Here is a 14,319-nt window from a genome sequence, read left to right on the forward strand (position 1 = left end):
TAACCATAATGCTGTTTTCTGAGGCCAACGAGACGGCGGGTTAACCGAAATTTAAAACCGGTTAACAGGCATGAGGCTGATCCCCGTTGCCGGTAACTTCCGGAATGTCCCTTTTTCCCAGATGCCAACAAGGGGCAATCATTTCATGACCAGCATTTTGACGAACGTCGCGGCGATGGCCGCCCTTCAGACACTGCGTGGAATCAACGACAGCCTGGAGGGTACGCAGAACCGCGTATCCTCGGGCTACCGCGTCGAAAAGGCCGCCGACAATGCCGCCTACTGGTCGATCGCTACGACCATGCGTTCGGACAACAAGGCGCTTTCGGCCGTTTCCGACGCTCTCGGCCTCGGCGCCGCTAAGGTCGACACCGCCTATTCCGCCATGGACAGCGCCATCGACGTCATCAGTGAGATCAAGGCGAAGATCGTTGCCGCAACCGAAAAGGGCGTCGACAAAACCAAGGTGCAGGAGGAAATCGGCCAGCTGCAGCAGCAGCTTCTGAGCATCGCTCAGTCGGCCTCCTTCTCCGGTGAAAACTGGGTCGCCGGCGCTGATGGCACCAAGAGCGTCGTGTCGACCTTCGTGCGCGACGGCAACGGCAACGTCTCGGTCAAGACCACGGACTATGTCCTGGACACGAGCTCCTCGGGCAACGTTCTCTTCGGCATGACCTCGACCGGCACGATCGATACGAGCGCCGGCATCATCGGCACATCATACGGTACGATCGGCTCGATCTACTCGATGGATATCAGCACCTTCGGTTCGGTTGAGATTTCCATGGCGCTGACCTCGATCGAGGCAGGCCTTGAAGCCATGACCAAGGCTGCCTCGCAGCTCGGTTCGATTTCCACCCGCATCGAGCTGCAGGAAAACTTCGTTGGAGCGCTGAGCGACTCGATCGACTCAGGCGTCGGTCGCCTCGTCGATGCCGATATGGAAGAGGAATCGAGCAAGCTGACGGCGTTGCAGACCCAGCAGCAGCTGGCAATCCAGTCGCTTTCGATCGCCAATTCCAGCGCGCAGAACATCCTCACCCTGTTCCGCAGCTAAATCGGTCGCTGAAGCTGGACCGAATCTTGCGCCGCCATCCGGCGGCGCGCAGAAAACCTTCCGGACCGCGCCTGAAAAGGCGCGGTTCTTTCTTTTATATCAACAGGTTGTCTCGTGCTAGGCTTCGCCGGCTGCGGCTCGTCGCCGCGCTCTTGCTCAACAGCTTGCGATCGAGTTAACCTGACCTCGAGTTGATTTGCTTTTGCGACACGCCGGTGGATATCCACCGGAGGCATGACGCCACGTCCGTCGCCGCCGCCAGTTCGGCCTGCCCTTTCATCTGATTCCGAGACCCTGTCGATGACCGTTAAGATTACTAGCGCGGCCGCGGTGAATGCACTTTCGGTGCTGCGCAGCATCAACAAAGAAGCCAGCCAGACCCAGCAGCAAGTGTCTTCCGGATATCGGATCGAGACGGCCGCCGACGACGCCTCTTACTGGTCGGTCGCGACCGTCATGCGTTCGGACAGCACCAATCTCGGCACGATCGGCGACGCGCTCGGTCTCGGCGCCGCCAAGGTGGATGCGACCTATACGGCGATGACGTCGGCGATCGATCTCGTCACCCAGATTCGCACCAAGCTGGTTGCGGCAAGAGAACCCGGCACCGACAAGGACAAGATCAACGCCGAGATCAGCGAATACAAGGACCAGCTGAGGACCGTCGTTGAATCGACGTCCTTTGCAGGGGAGAACTGGTTGCTGAACAGTGACAAGGCAGCGCCGCCGACATGGTCGGTCATTTCGGGCTTCGTGCGCGCCTCGACCGGCGAATACCAGGCTCAGAGCATCGACTTCCCGTCGTCGCAGACCATTCTCATCGACAAGAACAATGCGAGCGGCGGCCTGTTCACCAAGGCAGTCGATGCCCAGGCGATCAACAATAGCGGCACGGGACCGCGGAACTATTACCTGCTGGACGCCGATTCGACGACGCCGGCGACAGGCACGGAAGTCGCGATCGACAAGAACACCACCGACGCCCAGCTCGCCGACATGCTCGATGTGACCGACTCTCTGCTCGCCTCGCTGACGACGACATCCGCCTCGATCGGAGTGATGAAGGCGCGGATCGACGATCAGATCGACTACACCGCCGATTTGTCCGATTCGATCGACAAGAGTGTCGGCGCGCTCGTCGATACCGATATGGACGAGGCTGCGATCCGGCAAAAGGCGATCGAAACCCAGAAACAGATGGCCGTCGAAGCGATCTCGATCCTGAACACGGCTGCAAGCAAGATCCTCATTCTGCTGGAATAGAGCGGGGCGCGATCGTCGATGGCGGCGGCGCCATTCATCCTCGCGCAAGTTTGACTTCCTAGTTTCCGGCATGAAGGCATCGTCCGAAATCATGCCGGCGCAAGGTCAAGCCCTTCGCTGCGAAGGACATGTCGCGCGCAAGGTCATTTTGATCGGGGGCAGCATGCCGCATGTCTCCCGGACGCTGGATGGTTTCTATGAGCATTTCGCTTTCTCGGTATTTGAAGGATTTCGGCGAACCGAAACCGTCGGCACCGATCATCGACATCGACGATTTCCCCGGCGATGCTTTTCCCGAGGCGCCGAGCGAGCCGCCGGTCGACGTCGAGGCGGAGCGTCGCGATGCCTATGCGCAGGGCCATGCCGCGGCGACCGCTGATTTGACCGAGAAATACGAAAGCGAAGCGCGCGCTCTGGCCGAGGTAAATGCACGCGAGCTCGAAGAACTGAAGCTCCGCTATGAAGTCGAGGCGGCCGCGGTCATCGCATCGCGCGTCCGTGATATCGCCGAGGAGATCGCGCAGCTGGTCAGCGCCGGCGCGGCTGCGGCCATTGCGCCGGTCATGACGGAAGCGCTTGCGGCCAAGGCCGCCGAAAGCCTCGCCGCATTGCTGCGCGACGCGATCCTCGAGGGGGCTGCCGGACCGATCGTCGTCAGGGGGCCGACCCGGCTCTTTAACATATTGAAGGCCGAGCTCGGCGAACATGCCACGGTGGTTCGCCACCTGAAGAGCGACGATATCGATCTTGCCGTCGAAATCGGTGACTCCGTCATCGTCACCCGTATGTCCGCCTGGGCGGCCAGCTTGAAGAAAGTTCTCGAATGAGCGAAGGCGAAAACCATCACCACGGCAGGAACGAGATCATCATCGTCAAGCGGCATGGCGGCGGTGATCACGATGGTGCCCATGGCGGTGCGTGGAAAATTGCCTATGCCGACTTCATGACGGCGATGATGGCGTTCTTCCTGGTCATGTGGCTGGTCAACGCCGCCAATGAGGAAACCAAGGCCGCGGTTGCGACCTATTTCAATCCGATCAAGCTCGCCGACGAAAAGCCGACGGAGAAGGGCCTGAAGAAGCCCGTCGACCATGCCGAGGGCGAGGAGAAGAAGGAAAAGTCGAAACAGAAGGAAGAGAATCCGACCGAGGGCAAGTCCGCCGCGGATGGTGACGACCAGACATCGACTTCGGGCGACCAGACCAATTATTCCGAAGCCGACTTCTTTGAAAATCCCTATTCGGTTCTTGCCGAGATCGCACAGGAAGTCGGCCAGCAGGCCAATGTCAGCGCCAAGGGCGATGGCGGCGCGGCCGATTCCGGCCCGGCGACCGGCGCCGATGGTGGCGAAGCCTATCGCGATCCCTTCGATCCGGATTTCTGGACGAAGCAGGTCGAGGTAACAACGGCTGGAAAAACCCTGCCGCCTGGCAAGAGCGAGGAGCAGGCGGCCGAAAGCGAGGCGACCCAGGTTGCCAAGGCAGAGGATATGAAGCCGGTACCCTTGGCGACCGACCAGAAGCCAGTCAAGGACGTCAAGGAGACCAAGGGAACCAAGGAAACCAAGGGCGCCGCCGGGACCAAGGACGGCAAGGCGACGGATGGCAAGACGTCCGATGACAAGAAGGCGGAGACCGAGAAGGACACCGATCATCGGAAGGACGCCGACAAGAGCAAGGCCGAGACCGAACAGCAGAAGAAGCAGGCGGACGAGCTTCAGAAGCAGATCGCCCAACAGATTGGCGGCGTTGCCGGCAAACTTGCCGAAGGCCTGACGGTGACGGCATCCGAAGGCGGCCTGCTGGTCAGCATCTCCGACCAGAACGACGATTCGATGTTCAATATCGGTTCCGCTGTTCCGCGCCAGGAGATGGTGCTCGCCATGGAAAGGATCGGTACGATCCTGAAGGAGAGGGGCGGCGCCGTTGCCATCCGCGGCCACACGGACGGGCGCCAGTACAAGGGCACGCAGAACGAGAATTGGCGGCTTTCGATGGATCGCGCCCAGAGTGCCTACTACATGCTCGTGCGCGGCGGCCTGGACGAGAAGCGCATCTCGCAGGTCTCCGGCTTCGCCGACCGTCGGTTGAAGCTGCCTGCCGACCCGTTCAACGCGGCCAACCGCCGGATCGAGATCCTGGTGCAGGCGGATTAAGGATAGTCGGATGGCGCGTCGGCAGCATCGTTACGTCGGATTTATCGCCCTTGGCCTGGCGATGCTCTCGCCTGCCGCAGGCAGTGCGCAGGATCCGGACGACCTCTCGCCGTACAAGATGCTGCGGTCGCTGCAGTTCGTGCAGGATTCGGTCGTCGCCGGCGATCATTCGGCCGGCGAGATGCAGCGCTTCATGCTTGGCACGATCGACGAGCGCCTGCGCACCGCCGATACGTCGATCTACGACGACGACCGCAATGTCGATGCTGCGCTGATTTATGCGATGAGCGGCGGCAATCCGCAGACGCTCGAATATCTGGTCGCCCACGACGTCAACGGCTATTTCGACAACCGCGTCACTGACGTGCTGCGCAAATATCTGAGCGGCAAAGGGCTCCTCGTCGCCAAGACGCTGGAGGAAACCGCCAGGGAATATCGCGACAGGAAAATCGGTCCCTACCTGGCGCTGATCGGCGGCAACGTGCTGATCGCCACGAAACCGACAGATGCGCTTAATCTTTACGACCAGGCGCGTCTTGCCGCGCCGGGAACGATTGTCGAGGAGGCGGCCTTGCGCCGTTCCGTCGCCATCTGCGTCGACAAGGGAATGCTCGACAAGGGGCTAGCCTATTCGCAGCGTTATGCCCGCCGCTTCCTGCATTCGCCCTATGCCAGCCAATTTGCCGATTTCTTCGTCAAGCTCGTCGTCGCCCATGATCGCGACGTGAAACCGCAGGACGTCGTCGACATCCTGTCCTTCATGGATGCTCCGCGCCAGCGTGAGGTCTATCTGCGCATCGCCCGTGCTGCCGCGATATCAGGCAAGCCGGAACTGGCGCGCATGGCGGTCGACCGTGTGCAATCGCTTGGCGCAGGCACCGACAATGCCTTCGGCCCGCTCGCCGATTTTTACGGCGGCATGGCCGGCCTTCCCACGCAGGATATCGATCAGGCGGTGAAGAATGTCAGCGGCATCGACGGCAATGCACTGTCGCCGCGGGATCAGGCGCTGCAGGCGGCGGCGCGATCCGTCGCCGAGCAGATCTTGCGCGCGCCGGATCCGGCAAGCTTGACGCAAGCATCCGATCCTAACACTTCTCATCAAGAAATCACTTCTGAAAAGGCCGCGGCAATCGCCATGCAACCGGGAGCGCCAGGCGCGCATCCCGAGCCTGTTCCGGGAGGTGTGGCATCGACTGGCCTGAGCCAGGATACCGACTCCTCATTCAACGCATTTGTGACGACCAGCCGATCCAAGCTCAACGAGATCGATGGTCTTCTGGCGCAGGAAGGCAACGAACAATGATGGATTTGAGCGTCTCGGGCGGAGCCTCTGGTGCGGAGGCGGCCGCGGCTGCGAAATCCACCAAAACGGCTGGAAAGGGCGACGCCACCGGTCAAAAGGGCGACTTCTCCGATGTGCTTGCCAAGGCGAGCGGCAGCGCCGCCAACGACGCGCCCGACGACGCGGCGCCGGATCAGGGCGCGGCTGCCGATGGCGACGCGGCGAAGGTGGCGCGGACGATCCGCAGCCGCGCCAAACCGTTGATCGATCTCAGCGACGCCGCCCTGAAGGCGCAGGCCGAGGTGCAGCCGGAAACGATCGCCAATGGCGAAAAGACCCCCGCAAAGCCTGCAAAGGTAAAGGATCAGCTCACATTGCCGGCCGATCGCGGCAAGCGCGATGCCGAAGATCCCTCCACCGACTTGGCCGCGCAGGCAGCCAGGGGCGTCAAGCACGCAAAGACCGATCTCTCGAAAACAGATACGGATGCCGACAGCGAGGACGATGACGGCGGCATTTCCGACGTTCTCGGCCTGCTGAAGCAGGAGACAGCCGGCGCGACGGTCGTCTCGCCGGCCGCAGGCGCTGCTCATTTGGCCGCCGCCACGGCCGGGGAGGCCGGGCCTGTCGACAAGAAGACCGCGGCTGACGGGAAAACGAGCGGCCACGCATCCGACGCCCTGGCGGCTGTCAGCGGCAATGTCGAGGACGCCAAGGCGGATGACATCGGGGTTCCAGGCGCGGAGAACGCCGACGCCACTGACGTCAGGACCTTCCGGCTCAGCCGCGCCAACGGCCGCGGCGTATCGATGGACGTTCACATCGGTGCGGACCAGGCCGGGCCGAAGGACGGCTCGAAGAAGGCCGACGTCGAAAACGTCTCGGTTCTCGAAGCGCGCCGCTATATCGGCCTGGCGCAGAACACCAATTCCGCCGCCGTCACCGCTGCCCTCTCCGGCGATTCCGAATGGGCGCGCGCCATGCAGCCGAGTTCGGCGCTCTCCAACGCGGCGGAATGGACGAGCACCGGCAAGGTGGTCAATACGCTGAAGATCCAGATGAACCCGATCGATCTTGGCCTGGTGACGGCGACCATGCGCCTGTCCGGCGATGCCTTGAACGTCGACCTCAAGGTCGAAACCGGCGCAGCCTATCGGCAGCTGAAGGAGGATCACGGCAAGATTCTCGAAGCGCTGCGCAGCCAGGGCTATGCGGTCGACAACGTCACCATCAGCATGGCTCCCGTTGAGCGTGCCGACGCCGGCAACCAGGCGGGTGGCCAGGGACAGGCCTCTCAGCAGCAGTCGCTGCCCCAGCAGGGGCAGGGCGGGGCGGCGCGCGAGCGCCACAATCAGACGGCGCAGCGGACGGATGGAGGCTTCAATGGTGCAGGCGAGAGCGGGATTGAAGACGCTTCTGCTGGCGGGGCTCGCAGCCGCGGCGCTGGCGGCGTTTACCTCTGAGGCCGCTGCCTCCACCGGCGCCTGCGAACGCGAAATCCAGTCGGCTGCCGCCAAATACGGCATCCCGGAAGGCATTCTCTATTCGGTCGGTCTGACGGAGACCGGCCGCAAGGGCTCGCTCTATCCCTATGCCATGAACGTTGAAGGCAAGGCGATCTTCCCGCCCTCGGAAGCGGACGCGATGAGGCAGTTCGACGTGGCCCGCAGAAGCGGGGCGAAGCTCATCGACATCGGCTGCATGCAGATCAATCATTATTATCACGGCGAGAATTTCGCCTCCGCCGAGGATATGTTCGATCCGCATCGCAACGTCGAATATGCGGCGAGGTTTCTCCGCGACCTGCATGACCGTCATGAGACCTGGACGATGGCGGTAGCCAGATACCATGCAGGCCCGAACAATGATCCCGCGCAAAAGCAGTATGTCTGCCGCGTCATCGCCAATCTGGTGGCCACGGGCTACGGCAAGTGGACTCCCAATGCGAGTAACTTCTGCCAAGATTGATTCAACCGAAGATAGAATGCACCGATTGTGACGAAAATGTGTCATAATGTGGCGGGATTCCGGCAGGAAACGCATGCGCAAGCCATAATTAAGAGGTCGTTAACTTTTCCACGAAATTTTTGTGTGCATAACTTGGTGTGCCTACTATATGTAGATCAAATCGCCACGCAGATCTTAATCAACTATTAATTTCTGCCATTAACTTTAACGAGTTGTCGCCGATTCGTGCGATTCGTACCGATAGATCATCGAAGTGCCACACTGATTCGGAGGCGGACGAATGATCGTCGTGGTTGATGAGCGTGAGCTCGTGAAAGACGGATATACATCTCTATTTGGCCGGGAGGGCATTCCCTCTACCGGTTTTGATCCATCGGAATTTGGGGACTGGGTTCAGACCGCCGCCGATTCGGATATTGCGGCCGTCGAGGCCTTCCTCATCGGTCAGGGCCAACGCAGCCTGGAATTGCCGCGGGCGATCCGGGATCGCTCGATGGCGCCGGTGATCGCGGTCAGCGATCAGCCCTCGCTGGAAAACACGCTTGCGCTTTTCGATTGCGGCGTCGACGACGTAGTGCGCAAGCCGGTCCATCCGCGCGAAATTCTCGCCAGGGCGGCGGCGATCCGGCGCCGGCTGAAGGCGATCGCCAACTACACCGACATCGGCGGCATCCGCGTCTTCTCGGATGGTCGCGACCCCGAGATCAACGGCGAGGTCTTCGCGCTTCCCAGGCGCGAGCGCCGCATCCTCGAATATTTGATCGCCAATCGCGGTCGCCGGGTCACCAAGACCCAGATCTTCAATGCCATCTACGGCATCTTCGACGAAGAGGTCGAGGAGAACGTCGTCGAAAGCCACATCTCGAAGCTGCGCAAGAAGTTGCGCAAGAAGCTCGGCGTCGATCCGGTCGATTCCAAGCGCTTCCTTGGCTACTGCATCGATTGGGCCTGATTTTCCCGGCCGGGTGGCGGCGCCCGGCTGGACCTCGAGATTGGCCTTTCAGCTCGCAGTCACAGACAGCTTCACGCAAGGCCCGACAAATACTCTCGAGTTCAACAGGTAAAACGAGGTTTTCAGATGAGCATTTTCGGCAGCATGAAGACGGCGGTATCGGGAATGAACGCGCAGGCGAACCGCCTCAGCACGGTCTCCGACAACATCGCCAACGTTAACACAACCGGTTACAAGGCAGTGTCGACGAGCTTCTCCTCGCTGGTCCTGCCCTCCTCGGGCGGCAATTATAATTCCGGCGGCGTTCAGACCTCCGTCCGCCAGGCCGTTTCCGACCAGGGCGACATCTCCTACACCACCTCCACCACCGACCTTGCGATTTCGGGTGACGGCTTTTTCATCGTCCAGGGCCCTGACGGCACGCCGGTCCTGACCCGCGCCGGCGACTTCCAGAAGGATGACGAAGGCAATCTCGTCAATGCCGCCGGCTTCCAGCTGATGGGCTATTCCTACAATTCCGGCGCGCCTGCCGTCGTCGTCAATGGTTTCGATGGCCTCGTTCCCGTCAACGTGAACCAGGAAGGGCTGACCGCCGTCGCCTCGACATCGGGTGTCTTCAAGGGCAATCTCGATTCCGGCGCCAATGTCGCTCCGGTCGCCCCCGCGACGCTGCCGAGCGCCAACGCCGCCACCACGACGGCCGATACCAAGAAGTTCTCGATGGTCGCCTACGACCATCTCGGCAACAAGGTGATGTACGACTTCTACTTCACGAAGACCTCGGTGGTGACACCGGTGCCGGCCGCAGGTGCTACTGCCAGCACCTGGGAGGTTGCGGTGTTCCGCAACGCCGATGCGGCGACGGGGGGCACGACTTCCTTCCCCTACACCGGCGGCGCCGGTGCCGTTGTCGCCTCCGGAAACCTTACATTCGACCGCGATGGCAAGATGCTGACGGGCGGTGCCCTCACGATTGCCGATACAAGCAACGCTCTGTCGATCGACATGGATCTCTCGGGCTTCACGCAGCTTGGCGCCGCCTTTGCCGGCACCGGTACGCCGAACGGCCAGGCGGCGAGCCCGGTCAAGGATGTCACCATCGATGGCGATGGCATCGTCTACGCCAAATATGAAGACGGCAGCACCAAGCCCCTTTACCGCGTCCCTCTCGCCAACGTCGCAAGCCCGGACAAATTGACCTTGATGAGCGGCAACGTCTACAGCGCCAACGGTCAATCGGGCGTCACCGTCACCGGCTTCCCGCAGACCAACGGCCTCGGCACGATCAAATCGGGCGCTCTCGAAGGGTCGAACGTCGATCTCGCCGGCGAGTTGACCGAGATGATCGAAGCGCAGCGCAGCTACACCGCCAATTCGAAAGTGTTCCAGACGGGTTCGGACATCATGGACGTCCTCGTCAACCTCAAGAGATAGTCAGGGTAACGGGTAAGCCATGTCGCTCACATCCGCACTTAATACCGCGCAGAACATATTCAACAATACCGGCACGCAGAGCAGTGTCGTATCGAACAATATCTCGAATGCGGGCAACAAGGATTATGTGCGCCGGCAGGCAATGCTTACCACGTCCCTGAACGGCGCGCAGGTCGTCAAGATCGACCGGGCTCAGGAAGACGCCCTGCTGCGCCAATATCTCAAGTCGTCCTCTCAGGACAGCGCTCAGCAGACCCTGCTGAGCGGCCTCGAGGACCTGAAGTCGATTATGGGTGGCAACGACTATGAAACGTCGCCGTCCACCTATCTCGGGGTGTTCCAGCAGAAGCTCCAGGCCTTCCGCACGTCGCCCGGCAGCACCGTCGCCGCCCAAGGCGCCATCACCGCCGCTCAGGACGTCGCCAACTCGCTGAACAATGCCTCGCAATCCGTTCAGGACGTTCGTGCCGGCGCCGACAAGCAGATCGCTACCGCGGTCGATACACTGAACACGCTCCTCAGCCAGTTCGAGAAGGCCAACAACGCGGTGAAGACCGCGACGTCCTCGGGTGCGGATGCATCCGGCGCGCTCGACGAACGCGAGAAGGTGCTGAAGCAGATTTCGCAGATCGTCGGTGTCAGCGCGACGACGCGCGACAACAACGACATGGTGCTGAGCACGCCCGACGGGACGATCCTCTTCGAGACGATCCCGCGCAAGGTGACGTTCCAGGCGCAAGATGTCTACAACGCCAGCATCACTGGCAATGCGGTCTATATCGACGGTGTCGCGCTGCCGCGCGGCGGTGGATCGACGACGACGGCGCAGGGGAGCCTCCAGTCGCTCCTTCAGGTCCGCGACGAGATCGCCCCCAACTTCCAGAAGCAGCTCGACGAAATCGCCCGCGGCCTTGTTTCTCTCTTCAAGGAGCAGAATACCGCTGGGCCGCCGGCCTATGTGCCCGGCCTGTTTACCTGGAGCGGCGGCACCGTCGATACCGGCGGCACTGCGATTGCCGGCATGGCGTCGACCATCAGCGTCAGCAGCCGTGTGATCACATCGCAGGGCGGCGACCCGATGCGGCTGCGCGATGGCGGCGTCAACGTCAACGGCGTCGTCAACAATCCCGCCGGCCTCAGTGGCTACACGACGGACCTCGACCGCCTTTACACCGCCTTGGGCGCCGACATCGATTTCGATCCGGCGGCAGGTCCGGCAGTCGGCTTCGACGCTACGACGGGGATCGATTCGAACGTCAGCATCATGGAATACGCGACCAATTCCCTCGGCTGGCTCGAGCAGTATCGCAGCAATGCCACGACGGCTGCGGAAAATACCTCGGCGGCCCTGTCGCGCTCCGACGAAGCCTATTCCAACGAAACCGGTGTCAACCTCGACGAGGAACTGACGCTGCTTCTCGATATCGAACAGTCCTACAAAGCGGCGACCAAGATTCTTAACGCTGTCGACGAAATGTTGAAGTCATTGCTGGATATCGCGAGTTAAGCCATGAAGAGCTCATTTATTTCAAGTAGCGCCATTCAAAGTGCGATGCGCTTGACGATCCGTCAGGCACAGAACCAGATGACGAAGGCGACGATGGAAGCAACGACGGGAGTCTATGCGGATATCGGTGTCTCGCTCGGCGGCAACGCTGCCAGAAGCGTCGACTTCACCCGCGAGACCGACCGGATCGATTCGATCAAATCAAGCAATTCGCTTGTCAGCGCCCGCATGGAATCCTCGCAGCTCGGCCTGTCCAAGATGAAGGACGTCGGCGATGGCCTGGTTTCGAAGCTGACCGCGCTGCAGGGCAGTCACGATCCGGGCAGCATCACCGTCGCCATCCAGTCGGCGACCAGCGCGCTGTCGACCATGATGGATACGGCCAATACCATGGTGAACGGCGAATATCTGTTCTCCGGCATCAACACCGACGTGCAGCCGCTGACCGACAAGACGACCGCCACGAGTGCGGCGATCGTCACGGCGCTGAACAGCTACGCCGCTGGTCTTGCTCCGCCGAAGGCCGTCAGCGATCTCACCGGCACCGAAATGGAGACCTTCATCACGACGACGGTCGAGCCGATGTTCAGTGAGGCCAATTGGACCAATGCGGCGACCGGATGGTCGCAGGCATCGAGCCAGAACATGACGAGCCGCATCAGCAACTCGGAAGTGATCGAATCCTCGACCAACGCCAATTCCGAAGGCATGCGTTATCTTGCGCTCGCCTCGGTCATGACCTCCGCGCTGCTCGGCCAGAACCTCAGCACGGATGCAATGACGACTGTCTCCAAGCAGGCTATCAGCTACACGGCCAAGGCGACCAGCGGCCTGGTGACGCAGGCAAGCCAGCTTGGCCTCTCCCAGGAGCGTGTCAAGAAATCCAACGACGCTCTCGACGCGCAGTCGAACATCATCAAGAACAAGCTGGTGGATCTTCAGGGCGTTGATCCCTACGAAGCCTCGACCCTTGTCAAGACTTTGGAAACACAGCTTGAAACCGCTTACACGATCGTTTCGAAGATCCAGCAGTTGAGTCTCGTAAACTACCTTTGATGAGCAAAGGCGCGCAATATAAAGAAGGATGCATGAATGTATCAGTTCTCATATGCCGAAGTCATGCAGGACTCGGTGGCCGACGCGAAAGAGCGGGAATGGCAGGTTCTTGACCGGTCCATAGAACTGCTGGCGTTGGCGCGCGACAAGGAAAAATACGGTCGGGAAGCCATTGATGCCCTGTTTTATACGCGTCGGGTGTGGATCAGCTTCATCGAGGATCTGAAGCATCCGGACAACCAGCTGGATGTTCAGCTCAGGGCCAATCTCATCTCGATCGCAATCTGGATATTGAAGGAATGCGACCGGATCAGAAAACGTCTGTCTAATAACTACCAGGGCATCATCGACGTTACCACCATCATCAGGGATGGACTTAAATGAAAAGTACACTACGCATTTCTCTGAAAGCCGGGGAAAGAATCTTCATCAACGGCGCCGTCCTGCGTGTCGACCGCAAGGTCGCGCTGGAATTCCTGAATGATGTGACGTTCCTTCTCGAAAATCACGTCCTGCAGCCGGAAGGTGCGACGACGCCCCTGCGCCAGCTCTACTTTATCGCGCAGATGATCCTCATCAACCCCGAGGGCAAGGAGCACTCGACGGCGATGTTCCGCAAGTCGATCACCATGCTGCTCACCTGCTTCAAGAATGAAGAGATCCTCGCCGAACTGAAGCGCATCGACGCACTTGTGTCGACCGGCCGCGCCTTCGACGCGCTGAAGGCGATCCGCGGTCTCTACGCGATCGAAGACAATATTCTCAACAACCACGAACTGCCGCCGACGATGGTCGAGCAGATCCGCAAGGAGATCGCACCATGGCGGTAGATGCAACGTCAAAGGTGACGAGCTCGACCTCGACCGGCACGTCAAGCTCGACCCAGAAGGCGACGCTGAACTACGACAACTTCCTTCAGCTGCTCATCGCGCAGATGAAGAACCAGGATCCGACCGATCCGATGGATGCCAGCGAGCAGGTCGCTCAGCTTGCCACTTTCTCGCAGGTCGAGCAGACGATCCAGACCAACACCAAGCTGGACACGCTTCTGGCAAGCTCGAGCCTGACGCAGGCCAGCAGCTATGTCGGCAAATATATGGAAAGCGCCGACGGCACCGTCAAAGGTGTCATCGATTCCGTCAAGGTTTATTCCGACGGCATCATTGCGACGACGGCGGATGGCGGTAAGATACTCGTGCAGGCGGGAATCACTGTTGCCGACGAGGCGCCGAGCAGCAGCTCCTGATGCGAAAGGCGCCGAGGCGCCTGGTTGGCCGATCAATCGCAGCCCGGCTATGGCGGGCTGCTTCGAGGCGATATGAGGTTGCCTTCAGATGAATGAAGCTGATGCATTGGATCTGTTCCAGGCCGCGATCTGGACGGTCCTGATTGCCGCCGGTCCTGCCGTGATCGCCGCGATGGTGGTGGGTCTCGTGATCGCTCTGATCCAGGCCTTGACCCAGGTGCAGGAAGCGACGCTGACCTTCGTGCCGAAGATCGTCGCGGTGCTCATCACGGTCGGCGTTACCGCGCCCTTTGTCGGCTCCCAGATCTCGATTTTCACCAATCTGGTCTTCTCGCGCATTCAATCCGGCTTCTGAGCCACCTTCGCGCAAGCTTCGCCATTTAACTGTCGGTGCGA

At 60.7% G+C, this 14,319-nt stretch carries 15 protein-coding genes; all 15 read left to right on the forward strand.

What is annotated here, in order from left to right:
• Positions 1-145: 145 nt before the first annotated feature.
• The 15 genes from J2J99_RS03550 (at position 146) to fliQ (ending at position 14,278) form a co-directional block, all read left to right on the forward strand.
• Positions 146-1,057 carry a flagellin N-terminal helical domain-containing protein gene (locus J2J99_RS03550; protein ID WP_004672304.1) on the forward strand — a complete coding sequence of 304 codons (912 nt, stop codon included), beginning with the start codon at positions 146-148 and terminating at the stop codon, positions 1,055-1,057.
• Between the two features lie 300 nt (positions 1,058-1,357).
• Positions 1,358-2,320: a flagellin N-terminal helical domain-containing protein gene (locus J2J99_RS03555; protein ID WP_168295961.1), complete on the forward strand. Its 963-nt coding sequence runs from the start codon at positions 1,358-1,360 to the stop codon at positions 2,318-2,320.
• Positions 2,321-2,517: 197 nt separating this feature from the next.
• Positions 2,518-3,147, forward strand: a complete 630-nt coding sequence (locus J2J99_RS03560; RefSeq protein ID WP_168295962.1) for a hypothetical protein — start codon at positions 2,518-2,520, stop codon at positions 3,145-3,147.
• Entirely contained in the window at positions 3,144-4,475 is a 1,332-nt protein-coding gene (locus J2J99_RS03565) for a MotB family protein (protein ID WP_168295963.1), read from the forward strand. Before J2J99_RS03560 ends, J2J99_RS03565 begins: the two co-directional genes overlap by 4 nt.
• A 10-nt stretch (positions 4,476-4,485) precedes the next feature.
• Positions 4,486-5,781, forward strand: coding sequence for a chemotaxis protein MotC (gene motC, locus J2J99_RS03570; RefSeq protein WP_168295964.1), 1,296 nt, complete (start codon positions 4,486-4,488; stop codon positions 5,779-5,781).
• Positions 5,778-7,223 (forward strand): flagellar hook-length control protein FliK, encoded by a 1,446-nt coding sequence (gene fliK / locus J2J99_RS03575; RefSeq protein ID WP_168295965.1) that lies wholly within the window; start codon positions 5,778-5,780, stop codon positions 7,221-7,223. The genes motC and fliK overlap by 4 nt, the downstream gene beginning before the upstream one ends.
• Positions 7,165-7,728, forward strand: coding sequence for a lytic transglycosylase domain-containing protein (locus J2J99_RS03580; protein WP_168295966.1), 564 nt, complete (start codon positions 7,165-7,167; stop codon positions 7,726-7,728). Before fliK ends, J2J99_RS03580 begins: the two co-directional genes overlap by 59 nt.
• 280 nt (positions 7,729-8,008) lie before the next feature.
• On the forward strand, positions 8,009-8,680 hold the full coding sequence (gene rem / locus J2J99_RS03585; RefSeq protein ID WP_009993745.1) for a transcriptional activator Rem: 672 nt from the start codon (positions 8,009-8,011) through the stop codon (positions 8,678-8,680).
• A gap of 126 nt (positions 8,681-8,806) precedes the next feature.
• Positions 8,807-10,114 carry a flagellar hook protein FlgE gene (locus J2J99_RS03590; RefSeq protein WP_168295967.1) on the forward strand — a complete coding sequence of 436 codons (1,308 nt, stop codon included), beginning with the start codon at positions 8,807-8,809 and terminating at the stop codon, positions 10,112-10,114.
• Positions 10,115-10,133: 19 nt separating this feature from the next.
• Positions 10,134-11,621, forward strand: a complete 1,488-nt coding sequence (flgK, locus tag J2J99_RS03595; protein ID WP_168295968.1) for a flagellar hook-associated protein FlgK — start codon at positions 10,134-10,136, stop codon at positions 11,619-11,621.
• A 3-nt stretch (positions 11,622-11,624) separates the two neighbouring features.
• The gene (locus tag J2J99_RS03600; RefSeq protein ID WP_168295969.1) at positions 11,625-12,677 is read left to right on the forward strand and encodes a flagellar hook-associated family protein; all 1,053 of its coding nucleotides are present in this window, start codon (positions 11,625-11,627) and stop codon (positions 12,675-12,677) included.
• Positions 12,678-12,713: 36 nt separating this feature from the next.
• Positions 12,714-13,061: a flagellar biosynthesis regulator FlaF gene (gene flaF, locus J2J99_RS03605; RefSeq protein WP_168295970.1), complete on the forward strand. Its 348-nt coding sequence runs from the start codon at positions 12,714-12,716 to the stop codon at positions 13,059-13,061.
• On the forward strand, positions 13,058-13,507 hold the full coding sequence (gene flbT / locus J2J99_RS03610; RefSeq protein ID WP_138395535.1) for a flagellar biosynthesis repressor FlbT: 450 nt from the start codon (positions 13,058-13,060) through the stop codon (positions 13,505-13,507). Before flaF ends, flbT begins: the two co-directional genes overlap by 4 nt.
• Positions 13,498-13,923, forward strand: a complete 426-nt coding sequence (flgD, locus tag J2J99_RS03615) for a flagellar hook assembly protein FlgD (protein WP_168295971.1) — start codon at positions 13,498-13,500, stop codon at positions 13,921-13,923. Before flbT ends, flgD begins: the two co-directional genes overlap by 10 nt.
• Before the next feature lie 88 nt (positions 13,924-14,011).
• Positions 14,012-14,278: a flagellar biosynthesis protein FliQ gene (gene fliQ, locus J2J99_RS03620; protein ID WP_009992823.1), complete on the forward strand. Its 267-nt coding sequence runs from the start codon at positions 14,012-14,014 to the stop codon at positions 14,276-14,278.
• Positions 14,279-14,319: the final 41 nt, after the last annotated feature.

Origin of the sequence: Rhizobium binae (assembly GCF_017357225.1) — a bacterium.
GTDB lineage: Bacteria > Pseudomonadota > Alphaproteobacteria > Rhizobiales > Rhizobiaceae > Rhizobium > Rhizobium binae.